At 61.0% G+C, this 19,676-nt stretch carries 14 protein-coding genes and 2 tRNA genes; 12 read left to right on the forward strand and 4 right to left on the reverse strand.

Annotated features, from left to right (window positions below; all coding sequences use genetic code 11):
- Positions 1-432: 432 nt before the first annotated feature.
- Together ET524_RS04030 and ET524_RS04035 are read right to left on the reverse strand one after the other, a co-directional pair.
- On the reverse strand, positions 433-1,137 hold the full coding sequence (locus ET524_RS04030) for a TorD/DmsD family molecular chaperone (protein ID WP_201738655.1): 705 nt from the start codon (positions 1,135-1,137) through the stop codon (positions 433-435).
- A gap of 3 nt (positions 1,138-1,140) precedes the next feature.
- On the reverse strand, positions 1,141-1,956 hold the full coding sequence (locus ET524_RS04035; RefSeq protein WP_129423444.1) for a hypothetical protein: 816 nt from the start codon (positions 1,954-1,956) through the stop codon (positions 1,141-1,143).
- Positions 1,957-2,396: 440 nt separating this feature from the next.
- Here ET524_RS04035 and ET524_RS04040 point away from each other — a divergent pair, with 440 nt between their 5' ends.
- The 7 genes from ET524_RS04040 (at position 2,397) to pknB (ending at position 13,758) form a co-directional block, all read left to right on the forward strand.
- Positions 2,397-2,858 carry a hypothetical protein gene (locus tag ET524_RS04040; protein WP_129423446.1) on the forward strand — a complete coding sequence of 154 codons (462 nt, stop codon included), beginning with the start codon at positions 2,397-2,399 and terminating at the stop codon, positions 2,856-2,858.
- Between the two features lie 458 nt (positions 2,859-3,316).
- Positions 3,317-5,422, forward strand: coding sequence for a helix-turn-helix transcriptional regulator (locus ET524_RS04045; protein ID WP_201738656.1), 2,106 nt, complete (start codon positions 3,317-3,319; stop codon positions 5,420-5,422).
- A gap of 721 nt (positions 5,423-6,143) precedes the next feature.
- Complete coding sequence (locus ET524_RS04050; protein ID WP_129423448.1) at positions 6,144-7,292, forward strand: FhaA domain-containing protein; 1,149 nt, start codon at positions 6,144-6,146, stop codon at positions 7,290-7,292.
- Positions 7,293-7,313: 21 nt separating this feature from the next.
- Positions 7,314-7,727, forward strand: a complete 414-nt coding sequence (locus ET524_RS04055; RefSeq protein ID WP_129423450.1) for an FHA domain-containing protein — start codon at positions 7,314-7,316, stop codon at positions 7,725-7,727.
- A complete protein-coding gene (locus tag ET524_RS04060) occupies positions 7,727-8,842 on the forward strand; it encodes a Stp1/IreP family PP2C-type Ser/Thr phosphatase (RefSeq protein ID WP_129423452.1) in 1,116 nt (371 codons plus the stop codon). Before ET524_RS04055 ends, ET524_RS04060 begins: the two co-directional genes overlap by 1 nt.
- A 6-nt stretch (positions 8,843-8,848) precedes the next feature.
- The gene (locus tag ET524_RS04065; protein ID WP_129423454.1) at positions 8,849-11,644 is read left to right on the forward strand and encodes an FtsW/RodA/SpoVE family cell cycle protein; all 2,796 of its coding nucleotides are present in this window, start codon (positions 8,849-8,851) and stop codon (positions 11,642-11,644) included.
- 74 nt (positions 11,645-11,718) lie between these two features.
- Positions 11,719-13,758 (forward strand): Stk1 family PASTA domain-containing Ser/Thr kinase, encoded by a 2,040-nt coding sequence (gene pknB / locus ET524_RS04070; protein WP_236648248.1) that lies wholly within the window; start codon positions 11,719-11,721, stop codon positions 13,756-13,758.
- Between the two features lie 14 nt (positions 13,759-13,772).
- On the opposite strand, the gene ET524_RS04075 is transcribed toward pknB, so the two are convergent.
- Positions 13,773-14,219, reverse strand: coding sequence for a hypothetical protein (locus ET524_RS04075; RefSeq protein WP_129423456.1), 447 nt, complete (start codon positions 14,217-14,219; stop codon positions 13,773-13,775).
- Between the two features lie 361 nt (positions 14,220-14,580).
- Between ET524_RS04075 and ET524_RS04080 the strand changes: the two genes are divergently transcribed.
- From ET524_RS04080 to ET524_RS04095, 4 genes are all read left to right on the forward strand, one after another.
- Positions 14,581-14,657, forward strand: a tRNA-Arg gene (locus tag ET524_RS04080).
- A 26-nt stretch (positions 14,658-14,683) separates the two neighbouring features.
- A tRNA-Arg gene (locus tag ET524_RS04085) sits at positions 14,684-14,760 on the forward strand.
- A 283-nt stretch (positions 14,761-15,043) separates the two neighbouring features.
- Positions 15,044-16,396: a magnesium transporter MgtE N-terminal domain-containing protein gene (locus ET524_RS04090; RefSeq protein WP_129423458.1), complete on the forward strand. Its 1,353-nt coding sequence runs from the start codon at positions 15,044-15,046 to the stop codon at positions 16,394-16,396.
- 3 nt (positions 16,397-16,399) lie between these two features.
- The gene (locus ET524_RS04095) at positions 16,400-17,764 is read left to right on the forward strand and encodes an NRAMP family divalent metal transporter (protein WP_129423460.1); all 1,365 of its coding nucleotides are present in this window, start codon (positions 16,400-16,402) and stop codon (positions 17,762-17,764) included.
- 298 nt (positions 17,765-18,062) lie between these two features.
- Here ET524_RS04095 and ET524_RS04100 read toward each other — a convergent pair whose 3' ends face one another.
- On the reverse strand, positions 18,063-18,527 hold the full coding sequence (locus ET524_RS04100; RefSeq protein ID WP_201738657.1) for an RrF2 family transcriptional regulator: 465 nt from the start codon (positions 18,525-18,527) through the stop codon (positions 18,063-18,065).
- Positions 18,528-18,793: 266 nt separating this feature from the next.
- On the opposite strand from ET524_RS04100, the gene ET524_RS04105 reads away from it, so the two are divergent.
- A complete protein-coding gene (locus ET524_RS04105; RefSeq protein ID WP_129423462.1) occupies positions 18,794-19,411 on the forward strand; it encodes a 5-formyltetrahydrofolate cyclo-ligase in 618 nt (205 codons plus the stop codon).
- The last annotated feature ends 265 nt before the right edge of the window (positions 19,412-19,676 follow it).

A 19,676-nucleotide genomic window follows, 5' to 3' on the forward strand; every position in this document is an offset into this window, starting at 1 on the left:
AACCCTTTCGATCGCAAAATCACAACGCCGCATAGCGTACACCATCCGCAAAGCGAAAAAGCGATCCTCACGAGTGCGCGCGTACAGAAAATCGCTCATGTATGTGATTTAATCGCACCAGCAAGCGTAGCAACGGCAACTCCATTTCCATTTCCCCAGGTCAAAGATGCGCGTCATACAACGCTACTTGGCACCTTTCCAGCAAATCACATACATGAGCGGTTTTTGCGCGCACGGCCAGCCGCAACCGGTTAGCACGGCCCGCCGCACCCGACCTCGCCCGGACGAACGCCGCCCCCCGTGCTACCCGAAACGCAAAAGGGCCCGGCGCAACCGCCGGGCCCAACAGCAACCGCCGCGTTTTCGCAGCCTCTACCTTATTAGTAAGCAACGCTTCGCCGCAACAGCGCGAAACACGTTTGCGGCCTGCCGCTATGCCGCTTCCTCTACGCTGTCCAGCAGCTCTTCAAGCACGGCGGCGTCTTCCTCGACGTAGCCCATGACCAGCTGGGCCAAGCCCTGATAGAACGCGGTGTGTGAGAAGCGACGCATGTCCTCGGTCATCATGGGCAGCCAGTTCAGCAGGTGGTCCTGCGCGAACGTGCGCTGCGTCTCAAGCTGCTCGATGGCCTTGTCCTCGTCGCCGGCGCGCAGGGCGTCGGCCGTGCGCATGGCCATGCGTTGCATGAACTCAAGCTCCAGCGCGATGTGGTCCTCGCCCTCGGTCCAGCGGCCGCGCTTGAGGTTGTTCTCGCGCAGCGTCTGCAGCACCTCTGCGCGCGCCTCCTGCATCATCAGGCGACGCTCGGAGGTGTACACGCTTTCGAAGGGGTATGCGGCGGAAAAGCCGTTCACACCGTGGCCGATGAACGTGCGCACGTAGTCGATGGCCAGATCAGTGATGCTATCGTCCCAGCTGGTGCGCAGGTAGTCGTACAGCATGTGGTAGCCCTCATCTACCTTCGCGTTGCCCGTGGCCGCCGGGAAGCGCATGCCCTGCAACTCAGTGAGCACCGCTTTGTCGACTTCCTTCAGGAACAAGCGTGCCATCAGGCCATACGTACGCGCGCGGCCGTCCATCAGCGCCGCCAGATCCATTTCCTCGGCCTCCTGCGCCGCAACCATTTCCTCTGCCATCCCTTATTCCCCCTTCTTCTCAACCTGCGCGTTCACCTCGGACAGCATCATGCGGCCCAGGTCAGTCAGCTGCCACGAGCGGTCCTTCCAATGCAGCACGTCGGTGCGCTCCAGCATGTCGATGAAGTGCCCGCCGAAACGGCGCGGGCTCTGCACAACTTCGAAACCGTCCACCAGCTGCTCGATGTCATCCTTCGAGCGCGGGCTTGCGGCAACGAAGTTCATGACCGCGCGGTACACCTCCACGTACTTCACGTCGCGGTTGAACACCATGTCGCGGAACGCCGACCCGTCGGTCATCTGGGCAAACACTTCTTTGCCGGCCTCGGTGGTACGCCACGTGGGGTCGACGCGCTCCTTGATTTCCAGATACTCGACGCCCTCTTCGATGTCCTCGTGCTCCTCGACAGTCTCGGGCATCTCAAGTTCCAGCGCGCCGGCGCGTTCGAGCATGCGGCACAGCGTGGTGGTGCCGTACACGGAGCGGTTGTCGGCCTGCAGCGCGTCAACCTTCTCGGTCAGCCCGCTGTTCAGGCAGCCGCCTTCGCACCAACCCAGGATGGAAACGAGCACCGGACGACGCGCCGGGTTGTGATCGAGCATGGCAAGCACCGCTTCAACGGCGCCGCCTTGGCGCTCGGGGCTGTACACCGACTCGCGCTGCATGCCCTCGGGCATGTTGCGCATGGTGGGATAGTCCACCGTATCCAACGGGTTGTCGTCGTCCATGTCCTCCTGGTTGATGTCCAGATCGTCCACGGCCAACGGATCGAACTCGTCCTCTTCGTCCCACAAGTCGACGATTTGGTCTTCGGCCATTGCCTTGTCCCCCTGTTCTCCGATCAGGCCGCCCGGCATCCGCGCGGCGTTGCGCGCGGGCCTTCGCAAGCTTGCACGGCGCGGGCCTTGCAAGCTCACCGCAAGCACTTGGCGGCGGCAACACATGCCGCACGCCGCGCCCCATGGCGGCGATTGCCCGTAAACCTGCAGGTCACGGGCGTTTCCTCTTCGCTGCGGCTCATTATAGGAAGCGCGGCGGGCGCCCTATCATCCCGCAAACCCTAAAATGGCGAACTTGTTGGCCCGCACGGGCCGCGCCGGGGCCTTCAAGCATCATACGCGCGGGCTTATTCTGCATTTCCCCAGTTCAAACGCGTGCGAATGCCTTGCGGCGAAAACGCACGCCCCGTATACTTCCAATCACGTTGCCGAAAGCGGGGCTTTCCGTTCCTCACAGTTATGCGAGAAGGGAGGCTCTTATGGTCAACGCATCTTGGGGCAAGAAGATTCTTGCCATCGCGGTTGCGTGCTGCGCATGCGCGCTGATCGCCGTACCGGCCTACGCGTTCTACTACGTCCACAGCGATGAGGGCACTCAGGTGGAAAGCAAGGGTGTGTACGAGATCACGTGCGTGCTCGACGAAACCGCCCAGGGCGGCGCGATTCGTAGCGAGCTGGTCCTTGTCCCCGAGGGCAGCACGGTTGCAGACCTGCTGAACGAGGACGTTATGTCCAGCGAGAACCAGAATGGCATCGACGCCATTCACAACTACGACGTCACCAGCTTGAAGGACTACCTGTCCGGCAAGCAGTACACGTGCACGGTGTATGCGGCCGAAAGCCAGAAGCCGGGCACGCAGACCACGCACGACGGCCAGGGCACCACGGGTGAGAGCACCCAGCTCAACCGTTACGACAACGTGGTCATCACGGTGGCATAGCGTTTCGCCCGCCGCCTGCTCGGGGCTGGTCGACCAGCCAGCCCCGGCGGCCCCTTTCGCGATCGCGCAAGACGGCACGAGGGCGTCGCCGATGCCACCGAACGGGAAAACGGCGTTCCCCTTTCCCGGGCCTTGGCGACGCCAATCCCGGCCCAACACCACCCGCCTGCCGCCCCAACGCCGCGGCAGCACAGAGACGCCGGAGATGCGCATGCGAAGCCGTCTTCTTGAGCGTTCTCCATGAGCGCACTCAAGCGAAACAATCGAACGATTTCAGCCGATTCCGCCCCGCGCCCACGCCATCATCCCCCGAGGATGATTTTTCCATATGCCCAGGTGAGACGCTTACCTTGACGCTTTCACCCTGAAAATTACCCCGCTCCCTCATACCACTGCCCCTTTGCGCCCGCTATTATAGGGAATCGAAGAGGATGCAATAAAATAGGAGGGTTTTGCGTATGGGGGTACGTGTTCCTCGAATCACGCTCAAGGCTGATTTCGGAGATGAAAGCGCCTTTGGAGAGCTCAGCATGCTGTCGGTGGGCTACGGCCTGCACCAAGCATGGGTGTTCGCGACCATGTTCGGCACCGCTTCGGTGTTCGGCGCGGCGCACACGTTCAACGGCATCTACAACAGCAGCGTGTCGCTGCCTTACCTTATTTCTTCATGCGTTTACGTTTGCGCGCTTCTGTTCATGGCGCTGACGAACCAGCGCTTCCTGAAGGCCTACACCACCCGCACCTTGCTGTGCGTGGGTGCATGCCTGTCGTGCGTGGGCACGTTTCTGCTTATGGCGCCGCCGAGCACCGGGTTCCCGCTGTTCGAGCTGATTTCGGGCATCATGACCGGTATCGGTTCGGCCACGCTCATCATCTACTGGGGCACGGCGTTCGCCCGCTGCGACAGCGCGTCGATCGTGCTGAACACCGCCGTGGCCATCACCATCTCCATCGTGCTGTTCGCCAGCGTGCTGCATTACGCGCCCTTCCCCATCTCCGGCACGGCAACTGCGCTGGTTCCCCTGCTTGAGCTGGCCATTTTGTGGAAGAAAACGCCGGATGCGTACTTCAAACGCAACGATGTCCCCATTTTCAAGCCGCTGCCCATCAACCGCGGCAAGTTCATCGTACGCTTCGGTATGCCGGTGCTGGCGCTGGGCATTGCGCTGGGCCTGCTGCGCAGCAATTCCCTGCAGAACCTGGTCATGAACCCCAGTGTGGGCACGCAGCCCATGCTGATGCTGGCCGCCGGGTGCGCCACCGTCATCGTGCTGGTCACCATCATGGCGCTGGGCGGCAGCGACCGCTGGAGCCGCTTTTTCCAGCCGCTGGTGCCCTTCGTTGCCGTCACCATGTTCTTCATCCCATTCGCCAGCACGGAAAACTACATGCTGACCAGCGTGTTTCTGCTGGTTGGGTTCCTGTGCTTCGAATCGCTTATGTGGATCTTCTTCGGCGATCTGTCGCAACGCTTCCGTCTGTCGCCCGTGTTCGTGTTCGGCCTGGGCCGCGGCATCCTAGCCTTCGCCATCATGATCGGAACGCTGGCGCCGGTGGCTGCCGTGAACTACGTGCATGCCCTGCCGTTTGGCGGCGAAACCGTGGTGCTGCTGATGCTGCTGGTCATCATGTTCGCCTACGCGCTGCTGCCGCGCGAGCGCGAGATCGAGGCCATTGTGGCTCCGTGTCCGCTGGTCAAGGCCGTGTCCGAAAGCTTTGAGAGCCAAAGGGAATCCGCCCGCGTGGCCCAGGCGCGCAACTGCGGCGAGGCCCAGGGCATGACGCGTTCGTTCATGGACGCCGTCCAGCGCGAACGCGAGCGTGCCACCGCGGCGGCGAGCAGTGCGCAGGCTGGTGCGCAAGCCGCTAGCCAGAGCGCATCCCAGGGTACGACGTCGGAAGCGACGACCAATGTGGCCACGGGCACTGCGAACGCGAGCGTCGAAGGCGCTTCCCATCAGGAAGAACGCGCCGACGCGCACAACGCTGATGCCGCATCGGGCACGCCGGGCACCTCGGCGGCGGCTGAAAACGCCGCAAGCTCCAGCAATGCCGCGCCCGACGCGCCTGCCGCAGTCGAAGGCACCGCAAGCGCCCAAACCCAGCAGCCCGCGCAAAACGGCGAAGGCGCTTTGGGCAACGCCGTCGCAACAAGCAGTGCCACAGCTTCTGCAACCGCCTCACCTGCGCAAACGCATAGCTCTTCCGCTTCTAGCGCTGCCGGTTCGATGCCTGCGAGCAGCACCGCCTTCGTCACCGTAAGCCGCACGCCGCTTACGCAGGAGCCGGCCGCAAAGCCCGCGAACGGCAACGACGCCGTGCGCGGCGGCGGGCGCTTCCGCGGCAAGTGCGAGACGGTGGCCAACACGTTTTTGCTGTCGCGCCGGGAAACGGAAATCCTGTTCTTCCTGGCCAAGGGCCACAACGCCGCTTACATCCAGGAGAAGCTCTACATCTCCGAAGGCACGGCGAAGACCCACATTCGCCACATCTACCGCAAGTGCGACGTGCACAACCAGCAAGACCTCATGCGCATGGTCGAAGATGCGCAACCAACCGAATAGCCCAGCGCGGATTTTTGTGAAGCCAGCTTCGCCAAAATCCTCGGCGCACGAAGTCCAAATCTGGCAAGAAATTGAGATTCCTGTATCCTGCATGCCAAAATCGCGCTCTCGTGGCAAGAAAAACGGGTTTCTGTAGCTCCGATCCGCCGAGAAATCCTCTTTTTGGCAAGAAACCCCAATTCCTGTAGGGTTTCAAGAGTCCGAAAAGGGTTTCGCGCTACAGAAATGCCGATTTCTTGCCACGAGAGCGCCCGGGAGGTCATCGGGATACAGAAATGCCGATTTCTTGCCAAGCGCAGAAGCGCGAACGCTTTCCTGAACCGCCTGCGCCGCTCCGAAGAGCGCAACGCTGCCGCTTTTATCCCTCCGCTTTCTAATGGGACAGAGGAAAGGGGAAAGGCCAGTCCCTTCGCCACTCGCTTCACACCGACCCGAGCGGCAACACGGTGGAAAGTCAGCCCCTTCGCCCCGCCTTCGCCGTCCCTTCACCCCGCCAATGCCATCGGCTACGCCCACGCCTTCGCCTTGCCTTTACCTTCCTCCCTGCCCCCCATTCGCAAGCGGGCGTGCCACCGGCGTGCACCAGGCAATTTTCCGCTTACGATAAAATGACGATTGCGTAAAAGGCCTGGGGCAGCCATTATGATTGTGTCATGATGGAGCATCGGATAATTTGCGGCACGCGCCGCCGATATATGAGACAGCGTTGCAAGGAGCGGTAATGGGCATCTTCTCGAAGTTCGAGGGCAAAATGGAGGATACGTTCGAGGGCACTGCGGACAAAATGTTCGACGCCCCTATTTCCCCTGTTCAAATTGCTAAGAAAGCCGAAAAGCAGATGCGCCGCGAAAAGATGGTCGGCGCCGGCAAGCAATACGCGCCCACGCTGTACACCGTGCTGGTGAACCCCGACGACGACCGTCGCCTGTTCGGTTACTACCCCACGCTTGCAGGCGAAACGGAAACGTACCTGGCCGCGAAGGCGTCCGAGCAGGGCCTGATGATGGACGGCCAGCCGCTCGTGCGCTTTATCGTAGACGAGGGCCTCAAGCACGGCAAGTTCGACGTCATCGCCGAAGCCGTGGCCGCGCCCATCATCGCGCAGCTGCGCAACGAGGAAATGCAGCGTTACGGCCTGGCGAACAACGGCTACGGTGCGGAGGCCGCCTACCCTGCGCAGCAGTTCGGCCGCTCGGCTGCCGCCATGGCGCCTGAGCAGTACTTCGAGCAGGCCCCGTACGAGCAGCCGCACTATAACCAGTACGAGCAACCGTACGACCGGGGCTATCAGCAACCGGCCGTCCAGCAGGCAGCCCCCGCTTCCAACGGCTGGGAGCCGCAGGGCTACCAGCCCGCGCCCGCGCCCGCGCCCATGCCGCAGCCCGACTTCGGCGCCGCGCCCATGGCCGGAGCGGCGGCCGCAGGTGCCGCAGCCGGTTACGCTGCTGCACAGGCCTCGCCCCAGCCGCAGGCCATCCCGCAGCCCGCGCCCCAGCAGTACGGCGCGCCCCAGCCGGCCGCTGCCGCCAACACCGTCGTGTTCGCAGGCAACCCGGCCGACCTGCAGCAGCCGCATCAGGCAGCTGGCCGTGCTCGCTTGATCGACACGGCCGCGAACCGCGCGTTCGACCTGGCCAGCGCCCGCGTTTCGCTCGGCCGCGAATCGCACAACACCATCACCATCCCCGACATCAACGTGTCGCGCAACCATGCCGAAATCACGTTGAGCCCGCAGGGCATGTGGATCATCACCGACCTTGGCTCCACGAATGGCACGTACGTCAACGGCCGCGCCATCGCAAGCCAGCCGCTCAACGAGGGCGACCACATCTCCGTCGGCACCACCGACCTTGTGTTCACCCTGGCATAACGGAAAAGCGAAGGACACCCCGTGATTGACTACGCGCTACTTCTTATTCGCCTGCTGTTCGTTGCGCTGCTTTACCTGTTCCTGTTCGCCATCATGAAAACGGGAATCGGCGCCGTGCGCGGCCAGCGCAAGCGCGAGCGCACCTGGAGCCTTTCGGTCGAACGCGGCCCGAAAGAGCTGCGCGGCGTGTCCATCGTTGTGCGCGGGCCGGTCATCGTGGGCCGCAACCCCGGCGCAGACATCGTCATCGGCGCGGGCTATGTGTCGGGAAGGCACGCCCGCTTCAGCCTGATGGGGCAAAACCTCTTCGTCGAGGACCTTGGCTCCACCAACGGCACGGCCGTGAACGGCCAATTTATTACCGAGCCCACCGCCCTGCGTAGCGGCGACACCGTTAACGTGGGCGACGTGGCCATTCGTGTGAGGTTTTCATAATGGCACGTGAACAGCGTTCCTATAAGTCCACGCAACGCACCCGCAAAGGCGCCGTCACCACGTTCGGCAGCCGCACCGACGTCGGCTGCGTACGCGACCACAACGAAGACAGCCTAATTGTCACGCCGCCGCTGTTCGCCGTTGCCGACGGCATGGGCGGCCATGCAGCGGGCGAAGTGGCATCGGAAATCGCCGTGAACGTGCTGGCGGAATTCGCCCCGAAAGATCTTGACGGAGCCGTACTCGAGCACGCCGTCGAAGAGGCGAATCGCGAAATCATCCGCGCTGCGCACGACGGTCGCGGCCGCGACGGCATGGGCACCACCATGACCGCCTGCATGCTCGAGAACGAGCGCCTGCTTATCGCGCAGGTCGGCGACTCGCGCGCCTACCTGCTTCACCAGGGAAAACTCCAACAACTCACGCGCGATCACAGTTTGATGACCGACATGATCGAAGCCGGCCAGCTCACGCCCGAAGAGGCACGCCATCATCCGCAGCGCTCCGTCATTACGCGCGCGCTTGGCAGCGACCCGCACACGCGCCCCGACATGTACGAGATCAACGTCGAAACCGGCGACAGGCTGCTGGTGTGCTCTGACGGCTTGTCGTCCATGATTCGCGACGAGCAGATCGAAGCCACCATGCGCCGCGTGCGCGACCCGCAACGCTGCGCATCGCAGCTGGTCAACGAGGCAATCGCCGCCGGCGGCCACGACAACGTCACCGTCATCGTGGCCGATGTCACGGGCTTCGCCGAGAAGCGCCGCAAGAAGATGGCGCGCAAAACGAAGCTGTCCGTGGCGCTGGTGTTCGTCCTGCTGCTTGCTATTCTTGGCGGCACGGCCTGGGGCGTGCACACGTGGCTGCACACCACCGCCTACCTGGGCAACGACAACGGCAAGGTTGCCGTGTACAGCGGCGTGCCCGCCGACGTGTTCGGCATGCCGCTGCACAGCCAGGTGGAAACAACGGATGTGAACGTGTCCGACTTGCAGCCCGGCACCGCCGCGCGCCTGCAAGACGGCATTCGCGTAGACACGCTTGACGCCGCAAACGACCTGGTGCAGCAGTACCGCGACGAGGCGGCGCAGCACAACAAGGCGGAAGGATAGCCCGCCATGTCCCGTCGCAACATAGAACTCATCCTGCTGTTGGTGGCCGCTCCCGTGGTGGCCCTGCTGTTCGTGATGATCGCCATCAACGAAGGCCAGCAGGTCAACTTCGATTCGCTGAGCGTGCCCATCGGCATCTTCGCCGCTTTCGTGGTGGCGCATCTTGCCGTGCGCAAGCTCGCCCCCGGCGCCGACCCGGCACTTTTGCCGCTTGCGTTCTCGCTTTCGGGCATCGGCATCGCCTTCATCACGCGCATCGCCCCGTTCACCGACGCCCCCAACATGGCGCAAGGCCAGGTGATGTGGCTGTTCGTAGGCGTTGGCTGCATGGTTTCGGTGCTGCTTTTGTTCCGCAACTTAGACAAGGTTGCCAACTATAAATACACGCTCATGCTTGCGGGCATCATCTTGCTGCTCAGCCCGCTTATCCCGGGCCTGGGCCAAGAAATCTACGGCAGTAAAATCTGGCTGCATATCGGCGGCTTCTCGTTCCAACCAGGCGAAATCGCGAAAATCGTCATCGTGCTGTTCATGGCAAGCTATCTGGCGGAAAACCGCGAAATGCTGTCCGTGTTCACCGTGCGCATGGGGCCGCTGCGCCTGCCTGACATCCGCTCGCTGCTGCCGCTGCTGCTTATGTGGGGCGTGGCCATGCTCATCGTGGTCTTCGAGAAGGACCTCGGCAGCGCCATGGTGTTCTTCTTCGTGTTCCTGCTGATGCTCTATGTTGCCACAGGCAAGAAGTTTTACCTGATCATCGGCCTGGGCCTTATGGCCATTGGCGGCGTGGCGGCCTTCATGGCCTTCAGCCACGTGCAGGTGCGCGTGAACACGTGGCTTGACCCGTTCGCCGATGCGCAGAACACCGGCTACCAGCTGTGCCAGGCGCTGTACTCCATTGCCGACGGCGACCTGTTCGGCGTGGGCCTGGGCAATGGCCTTGCCGGCGGCACCGACGCGTTCAGCGCCATCCCCGTTGTGGAAAGCGACTTCATTTTCGCCGACATCGCCGAGGAAATCGGCCTGCTGGGCGCCTCGGGCGTGCTGCTGCTGTTCCTGTGCTTCGCCATCCGCGGCTTCTTGACGGCCGCGCGCGCGAAGTCCGACGTGTCCAGCTTCGTGGCCGTGGGCCTGACCAGCATGATCGTGCTGCAGGCGTTCATCATCGTCGGCGGCGTCACGCGCGTCATCCCGCTGACGGGCCTAACGCTTCCGTTCATCAGCCAGGGCGGCTCGTCGCTTCTGGGCAGCTTCATCATCGTGGGCTTTCTGCTGCGCGCGGGCGACGAGGCCACGGGCATCGAGTCCGAAATGCTGAACGGCACCACGTCCAGCCTGCACTCCAACAGCGTGCTCGGCCGCATCAGCCTGGGCAAACGCCTGACGCACAGCATGTTGTTCTGCAGCGCGCTGTTCGCCATTTTGGTGGCGAACCTGACGCTGATCATGGTGGTGAACGCCGATTCCTACCAAAGCATGCCAGGCAACAACCACACGCTTGCCAAGGAAGCGAAAAGCGAGCGCGGCACCATTTCCACATACGACGGCATCGTGCTGGCACGCAGCGTGCTTGACGACGACGGCAGCTACAGCCGCATCTACCCTGCCGGCGACCTGGCCAGCCACGTGGTGGGCTACGTGTCGCAGCAGTACGGCACGTCGGGCATTGAAGACGCGTACAACGACACGCTCAAAGGCCAGGAGAACTTCGCCACCTGGACTGATGTGCTCAACGACATGGCCGGCATCGGCACGACGGGCAACGACGTGACGCTCACCATCAACTCGAAGATCCAGCAGGCAGCGCAGGACGCCATCGCCGGCAAGAAGGGCGCTGCCGTGGTCATGGACCCGAAAACAGGCGCCGTCCTTGCCATGGCCAGCGCGCCGACCTACGACGCCGCCAACTTTGAGCAGGTCATCGCCGCGGCGAACGCCGACAGCTCCGACTCGTCGCTTATCAACCGCGCAACGGGCAACCTATACGCCCCCGGCTCCACGTTCAAGATGGTCACGTTGTCCACGGCGCTTGAGGACGATGTTGCCAACGAGTCCACCACGTTCTCGTCGCCGGGCACCATCGACATCGGAAACGCGTCCGTGTCGAACTTCAACCACATGAGCTACGGCACGCAAACGCTCGAGCAGGCCACCTGGTGGTCCGCCAACACCGTATACGGCCAGCTAGGCGTGCAAATGGGCGCCGACAAGCTGGTGGAAGGCGCCGAGCGCTTCGGGTTCAACCAAACGTTCGATTTCCCGCTGGTCATGTACACGTCGCTTATGGCAGACCCCAACGAAATGACCGAATGGGAAACCGCCTGGGCCGCCGCCGGCGTGCCCGTCAACCCCATGAACCACGAGAGCCCGGCCGGCCCGCAGGCCACCGTACTGCAGATGGCCATGGTGGGCAGCGCCATCGCCAACGACGGCGTGCAGATGACGCCGTACCTGGTCGACGGCATCTACAACGCCAACGGCGAACGCAGCTTCACGGCGCAACCGCAAAAACTGCGCACGTCCATCAGCGCCGAAACCGCAAAACGCGTGCGCGAGGTGCTCAAGGGCGTCGTGAATAACGGCACCGGCACCGCTGCGCGCATCGACGGCGTGGACGTGGCCGGCAAAACCGGCACCGCCGAGAAAAACGACGGCAACGACATGTGGTTCGTAGGCATGGCTCCCGCCGACGACGCAAGCATCGTGGTTGCCGTGGTAATCGAAGATGGCGAAGAAAGCGAAGGCACCATCAAAGCGCATGATATTTTGCAAACCGCTTTGGAAGTTCAGGGCCTTTTATAGATAAAGTGTGCTCGGCGCGGTACTATGAGGGTTACGCAAATACCGCCCAGCATGTGACCTAAAGGAGTTTAAACGTGACCGGAAACATGATCGGCAGGGTGTTCAACAACCGCTACCAAATAACCGAGCGCATCGGCATCGGCGGCATGGCCGAGGTGTACCGCGCGCAAGATAACGTCTTGGGTCGTATGGTGGCAGTAAAGGTGATGTTGCCCCAGTACGCCGCAGACCAAAGCTTCACCCAGCGCTTCAAGCAGGAAGCGGCAAGCGCTGCCAACCTGCAAAGCCCCTACATCGTCAACGTGTACGACTGGGGCCAGGACGAAGGCACCTACTACATCGTCATGGAATACGTGCGCGGCTCCGACCTGAAAACCGCCATCAACCAGCGCGGCGCCATCAACCAGCGCAAGGTCGCCGAAATCGGCAGCCAGGTGTGCCAGGCGCTTTCCGTGGCTCACGGTCTTGACATCATCCATCGCGACATCAAGCCGCAAAACATCATGGTGCAGCCCGACGGCAACGTGAAGGTCATGGACTTCGGCATTGCGCGTGCGAAGAACTCCACGAAAGAGCAAACGTCCAGCGTGCTGGGCACGGCGCACTATATCTCGCCTGAGCAGGCACAAGGCAAGGAACTCACCGCCACCAGCGACATCTATTCGCTGGGCATCGTGCTGTACGAATCCGCCACGGGCAAGCTGCCGTTCGACGGCCCCGACGCCGTCAGCGTTGCCATGAAGCAGGTGCAGGACGAGCCGGTGCCTCCGCGCGAGCTGAACCCCGAGATCGATCCGTCGCTTGAGGCCATCATCATGAAGGCCATGGCGAAAAACCCCATGGAGCGCTTCGCCACCGCAAAGGAAATGCGCTCGGCGCTCAACGACTACTTGGCCGGTCGCCCCGTTATGCTCGGCGGCGGCTTCACCAGCGCGCAAACGCAGGTCATGAGCAACGTGCCTCCTATCAGCCCCATGGGCGACGGTACCGCAGTTATGCCTGCAGTCGGCGGCAACCAGCACGGTACGTCCAAAAGCGGCCAAAGCCACTCGTATATGTCGGACAACACTGCGCCGAAGAACAACAAGAAGAAAATCGCCGCCATTGTTGCGGCCGTGGTTGCCGTGGTGGCGCTTATCGCCATCTGCGCGTTCGCGCTTGGCGGAAACGGCGACAGCAAGGAGCAGATCGAAGTTCCTGATGTCACGGGCCAAACGCTTGACGAGGCGAAATCCGCCATCCAGTCGGCCGGCTTCACGGTTGGCACCGTGCAGCAGCAATACTCCGACAAGGTGGAGTCCGGCAAGGTTATCAGCCAAGACCCCATGGGCAAGTCGAAGAAAGCCAAGGGCTCCAGCATCAACTTGACGGTTTCGCAAGGAACCCAGGAAATCGAAGTGCCTGACCTTACGGGCAAAACCGCAGATGAGGCTAAGAAACTCTTGCAGGCAAACGGCTTGAAGTTCAAGGCCGGCGCCGCTGAATACTCCGACACCGTCGACAAAGACCTTGTTGTGCGCCAGAACGTTGAGGCCGGTTCGAAGGTTGCAAAGGACACTGTGGTCACGTACTACCTGTCGCTTGGTTCCGAAGGCTCCTCCGTGCCTAACGTGGTCGGCCAAACGCGCAGTGCCGCTACCACCACGCTGAACAACGCCGGCTTCTACGTCACGTACGATGAGCAGTACTCCGACAGCGTCGCCGAGGGCGTCGTCATCAGCCAAACGCCCGAATCCGGCAGCAAGCTGAAGGCGGACGGCACTGTAAACATCGTGGTCAGCAAGGGTAAGGAAAGCAAGGCCGTCAGCGTGCCGAATGTTGTGGGCCAGTCTGAGGGTGCCGCAACCACCACGCTCAGCAACTCCGGCTTCCAGGTAACCACCGAATACCAAGCCAGCACTTCGGTTTCCGCCGGCAACGTTATCAGTCAAACGCCTTCAAGCGGGTCTGAACTTGATCCCGGCAAAACGGTGCACCTGGTCATCAGCACCGGCAGCGGGTCCACGGGCGGCGGTTCCGACAACAGCGGCAGCGGTGGCTCCAGCACGAGTGGCGGCTCTGGCGCCAATTCCACGGGCGGCGGCTCTGGCACTGGCTCCAACAGCACCAACTAACCAAAACGCGACACTCACTCGCGCCAACGAGAAGAGCCCCCGCCAAGGGGCTCTTCTCGTATATACGGGACAAGGGTGGGACAAGGGGACAGTCCCTTGTCCCATTCCGCACCTGACAAACGACCTAGCGTCGTCAAGGAACCAGCTTCCCACAGAAAGCCCTTCGTGCGCGTTTCACCCAGCGCCGACATCAGGCCGCGGAAATTCCCCATGCCCGTTGCCAAGTCCGTCACTTCGGCGGCACTGCGGTTGATGATGTAGCCGACGTATACCGTGGGCATGCCATCGGTGCCTTGCGTAAGCTTGTAATCGTACATCTTGCGGTCGGCATCAAGCGTGGTCTGCCTGCGATCATCGCCGCGCGCCGGCTCGGTCAAGGAGCACCCGTAGCTGAATGAGAACACCAGCGAAGAAGCAGGGTCGTTCTCCTTCAGAAGCTCGCTGCGGCAACGCGTCAACATCCAAAGAAGGCTGCATGACGTCGTCTTTCAGCAGCACGTCCACGTATGCTTCCAAAACGCCTTCGCCCTGTGCGGCAAGCGGAACCTCATCGTTGTTTTTCGGCTCATCTGGACTGGGCTTTTCGCTATTGATATTCTCCGAGCTATCGCTATTTGATAACATCGCATCCCCTTCGGATTACCTTGTCGCAAGCGTTTACAAGCCCCTTGCCGCGCAATGCCTGCTCATCCTCTTCACTTCAAGTAAGCTCTATTGTTTTACGAACTTAACTGGTAACCAAAAAAATTTTTCTCATTTAACGAAATTAGGTATTGACTTAGGGGCAAACGGCAGGCATAATAACCGTTGCTGTTTCAATGTGCGCCGTTACCTCAGCTGGATAGAGGGACTGACTACGAATCAGTACGTCGGGGGTTCGAATCCCTCACGGCGCACCATTTTAAACAGCGCCGCTTGACAATGTGCGCCGTTACCTCAGCTGGATAGAGGGACTGACTACGAATCAGTACGTCGGGGGTTCGAATCCCTCACGGCGCACCATTTTTAAGCTTTGAAATCCGCAATGGCTCCATCGAGCACATGCGGTTTTTTGTTTTGTAGGCCAAGGAAAGGAATTCTGTTGAAGGTTCGAAAACCGAAACCTCACAGTATGTAGCCTTCCTTCGACGCCATCCCTTACCGGCAGCCGAAGGTCAGGCTGCAACGCGCTCTCGTTTGACAGAGTCTTTACGCACCCGTGATGCCGCGTAGATTCGGCGACGGTACTATCGCGGGCACGATGAAAACTCTACCGAACGCGAGCATGGACAGTAAGGGAAATCACATGCTCTATCTCTCTCAAATGCTGGGGAAGCCGGTTGTGGACTCAACCGGTGAGAAAATCGGCACCGTTTCCGACCTTGCCATCTCTACGGGCGAGGTTTTTCCGCGTATCACCAGCCTGGCCTTCCAGGGGCCGGGCAAAATCCCGTTCATGATCTCGTGGCGCAAGTACGTCGACGAATTCGACGACGACGGCATCACGCTGCAGGTTGAGGCGCACGACATCCGCTTCAGCTATCTGCAGCCCGACGAGGTGCTGCTTGCGCGCGACCTTATGAACCGCCAGATTGTGGACACGCAAGGCCTGAAAGTCGTGCGCGTAAACGACCTGAAGCTTTCTGTTTCCGGCTCTCAACTGCGCCTTTTAGGCGCTGAAGTGGGCGTGCGCGGCATCCTGCGCGGCCTGGCGCCGTGGCTTGAGCGCGCCGTTGTTTCCGTGGCGAAGCTGTTCGGCAAGAAAATCGACGAGCAGATCATCGCCTGGAATTACATGGACCTGCTTGACCGCGACCTGTCCGAAGTGCAGCTGTCCGTCACGCACAAGCGCCTTGACGAGTTGCACCCCGCCGACGTGGCCGACATTCTGGAGCAGCTTGACCCGCAGCAGCGCGCCAACGTGTTCCAGCACCTCGACGATGCGCAGGCCACCGAGGCCATTTCGGAGATGGAAGACGAGTACCAGTCCGACTTCATCGAAAGCTTGGACAACAAGCAGGCCGCAAACGTGCTGGGCAACATGGACCCCGACGACGCAGCCGACATTGTGCGCGACCTGTCCTACGAGCGCGCTGAAACGTTGTTGCGCCTGATGGGTGTGGAAGATGCCGCCGAGATTCGCCGCCTTCTGGGTTACAAGGACGGCACGGCCGGCGGCATGATGACCACGCAGTACGTGTCCGTAAGAGACACCGACACCGTTGGGCACGCCATCGAGGTTTTGCGCGAGCTGCCTGAAGACCACCCCACCGTGCACTTCGTCTACGTACTTGACGAATACGACAAGCTGGTGGGTGTGTGCTCGCTGCGCACGTTGGTGCTGACCGACGACAAAACGCCCATGTCGCAGTGCATGTACGACGACGTTATCACCGCAACGCCTGACGAAACCGAGGAAGACGTTTCGGCCGACATCTTCAAGTACGACCTGCCCGCCATGCCCGTGGTCGACGAGCGCGGCGCGCTTCTGGGTATCGTCACCGTCGACGACGCATGGGACGCCATCGAAGATGACGTGCAGGGCGACAAAACGAAGACGTCCGTCCTGAAATGGGTGGGCATCGCCACCGGCTCGCTGCTGTTCTTGGCGCTGTATACGCTGGTGCTGCTGCAAATCGTCGGATTCACGGGGAGATAAGCCATGGTTTTGAAGCACAAGGGCAAAACCGCAGCCGCCGTCGACATCGATGCTTCCAATCCGCTTGAGCGCAGCAGCTTCAAAACCGGCGAGGCAGCACGCGGCCCCGAAGAGGCGCTGGCCACCGAAAACGCCCCTAAGCAGAAAAGCAAGCTGCTGCTTATCCTGGCCGCGCTGGGCCCCGGCATCGTCACGGCCATGGCCGGCAACGACGCTGGCGGCATTTCCACGTACTCCACCGTGGGCGCGCAGTTCGGCTTCGCCACGCTGTGGGTCATCCCCGTCATGTGCGTGCTGCTTATCGTGGTGGAAATGACCGCTGCGAAAATGGGCGCTGTCACCGGCAAGGGCTTCGCCGCGCTTATTCGCGAGTCGTTCGGCATCCGCTTGACGGCCCTGGCCATGTTTTCCCTGCTCATCGGCAATGTTTGCACCACGTTCTCAGAATTCGCCGGCATTGCCTCGGGCATGGAGATGTTCGGCGTCACGAAATACGTGGCCGTGCCCGTGGCCGCGGTGGCTGTGTGGCTGCTTATCGTGGGCGGCAGCTATAAGCGCGTGGAGAAGGTGTTCCTTATCCTGTCGCTCGTGTTCCTAACGTACGTGGTGGCCGCGTTTTTGGCCGAGCCGAATTGGGAAGAAACGGCCATCAACACGTTTGTGCCCCACGTGGTGTCCGACCAAAGCTTCGTGTCGCTGGTCATTTCCATGATCGGCACCACCATTGCGCCGTGGATGCTGTTCTTCAACCAAAGCAACGTGGTGGAGAAGGGCGTCACGCCCGACGATCTGTTTGCGCAGAAGGTCGACGTGGTGTCCGGTACCATCGCAGCTTGTTTGGTGGCCTGGTTCATCATCGTCACCACCGGCACCGTGCTGTTCCCGCAGGGCATCACCATCAACGACGCCGCCGACGCGGCGCGCGCGCTGGCACCGTTCGCAGGCCAATACGCCGAGGCGCTGTTCGCCATCGGCTTGATTGCCGCGTCGTTTTTGGCCGCGTGTGTTCTGCCGCTGACCACGGCGTTCGTTATCTGCGAAGCATTCGGCTGGGAAGCGGGCGTGTCCTTCAAATGGAAGGAAGCGCCGCTGTTCAAGAGCATCTTCACGTTCGTCATCGTGTTCTCCGCCGTCATCGTGCTGATTCCGAACATCAACCTTATGGGCGTCATGCTGATGGCGCAGTTCATCAACGGCCTGGTGCTGCCGGTGCTGCTGGTGTTCATGGCGCTGATCTCGTCGGACAAGCGCGTGATGGGCAAGTACAAGTCCGGCCGCGTCACCCGCGTGCTCATCTGGATCACCGTGGCCATTGTTACCGTGCTGACGGCGGTGCTGCTGGTCATGCAAGTGCTCGGCATCGGATAGCGGTGCTCTGCTGCCCTGCAAGCTCAACCATATGAGAAGAGGAAGGCCCCGAAAGCCTCCCTCTTCTTGTTTTCAGGTGGCAGGAGCGAAGCCGGGTATCCCAAGCCGAAGAGCAGCGCACCTCTTGCCCGGCCGGGTTCTCTTGTGATTCTTCCCCGCGTCATCCACTCAGCCAAATTGCTGCACGCGTGTACTCAATCGGCAGCAACGGACGCAACGCAATACGGCTCAACAGCAAAACCAACCGCAAAAAGGGGAGGTACAATGCCTCCCCTTTCGTTCGCTATTCGGTTCGCTGCTATTCAGCCAGCAAGCGATCGATTTGCTGCTGCATCTGATGCGCGATGAATTCGTTGTCGGGCTTTTCGCTGTGCATGTAGTCAAGCAGCATCTGCAGCGTCAACGCCGACATGTGCGCGTCAATGCCGCGCTCCACCATGTTGCACGCCGACACAACGCTGCGCGCGATATCCGTTTGGCGCGTGGCGACCTTTTTGCGCTTCGCGGGGCGCTTCTGGTCGTCCGCAAGCGCGTGCATCACATCGTAAACGCTAATCTGAGCTGGGTCTTTCGCAAGACTGTAGCCGCCGTGCTTACCAGGACGCGCGGCAATGATGCCCGCATTGCGCAGCAGCTGGGCAAGCTGAATAAGGTAATCGCGGGGAATCGACATCTCCTCCGCCACGTCGCGCGACGAGCACACCGTGCCCCTTTCTGCCAAATACAGCACTGTGCGCATCCCGTATTCAGTCGAAGCTTTCAAGCGTATAGCCTCCTTTAACATCCTCCGCTCGCACCCTCCAGGCGAGCATCGCAGGCTGACGCGTGCAGCGTATCAGCATCCCGCTCGTTGCAGGTGAAGCATACCAAAATGCCGCACCCTTGTCTTTTCATACCGCCAAAGCGAATCTTGTCGCTCATATTCCGCTTTGCGCATATGATTGCTAGATGAAGCAATGCCTAATATTCTAGTATATTACTGTACTTTCGACCAGGGTATATAACCAGCCTACATGATTGGACTTCCCAATGGCATTAAAGGAATCTACCCGAAAACTTGTGCTCGAAAAACGCGATGCGATTCCAGCCGATCAGCGCGTAAAGAAAAGCCAGCGAATCTGCGATCAACTGATGCAAATCGCGCTTCACCATGTTGACGAATCGACGAATATCTCAAGGAACGGGCTGTTCATTGCGGCCTACGAGCCTATGCGCAGCGAAGTTGACGTGCATCCGTTCTTCCGCGAAGCATTCGCGCGCGGGTGGCATGTTTGCCTGCCTTGCATGGCGAAGGATACGGAAAGCGCCAAGGCGCGTATGGTGTTTTTCGAGCTGTCCGAGAAGCGCATTTTCGACGAGCGTCCAGCATTTCTCGACCACCCGGCACAGCCGTTTCTGCTTGCCGACTTGCATGCCCAGGGATGGCACGAGATAGATGAGGTCCTGTTCGATATCGCGGTTATTCCCATGGTCGCGTTCGACAGCACGCTTATGCGCCTAGGATACGGCGGCGGCAACTACGACCGATTCCTGCCGAAGCTACGCCCCGATTGCCTTGTTGCCGGCGTGGCATTCGCCGAACAACAGATTCCCGTCGTCCCTACCGAGCCGCACGACCTGTCGCTCCCCCGCATCATCCGCGCCTAGCAAGCAGCAAGCCACCCGCTTGCGGGATTATTTGCAAACAAAAGCGTTCTGAAGAGCTCGCATTGCGTAACGTTTGCCCCCCTGTAAGCGGCGCGCATCAACTGCGGTCCCACCTGCGACAATACTGCGACAACATCCTTCTTGGCCAGGCAGCCCTGCGTCTTTTAGCCAGGCAGCGCCACCGGCCAACTCCTTCCTCATCGCATAAAAAGAGGGTGCCCGCAGGCACCCTCTCATTCCGCTTGCTTTCGCCAGCTTTCCGTCA

Source organism: Senegalimassilia faecalis, assembly GCF_004135645.1.
Lineage (GTDB): Bacteria > Actinomycetota > Coriobacteriia > Coriobacteriales > Eggerthellaceae > Senegalimassilia > Senegalimassilia faecalis.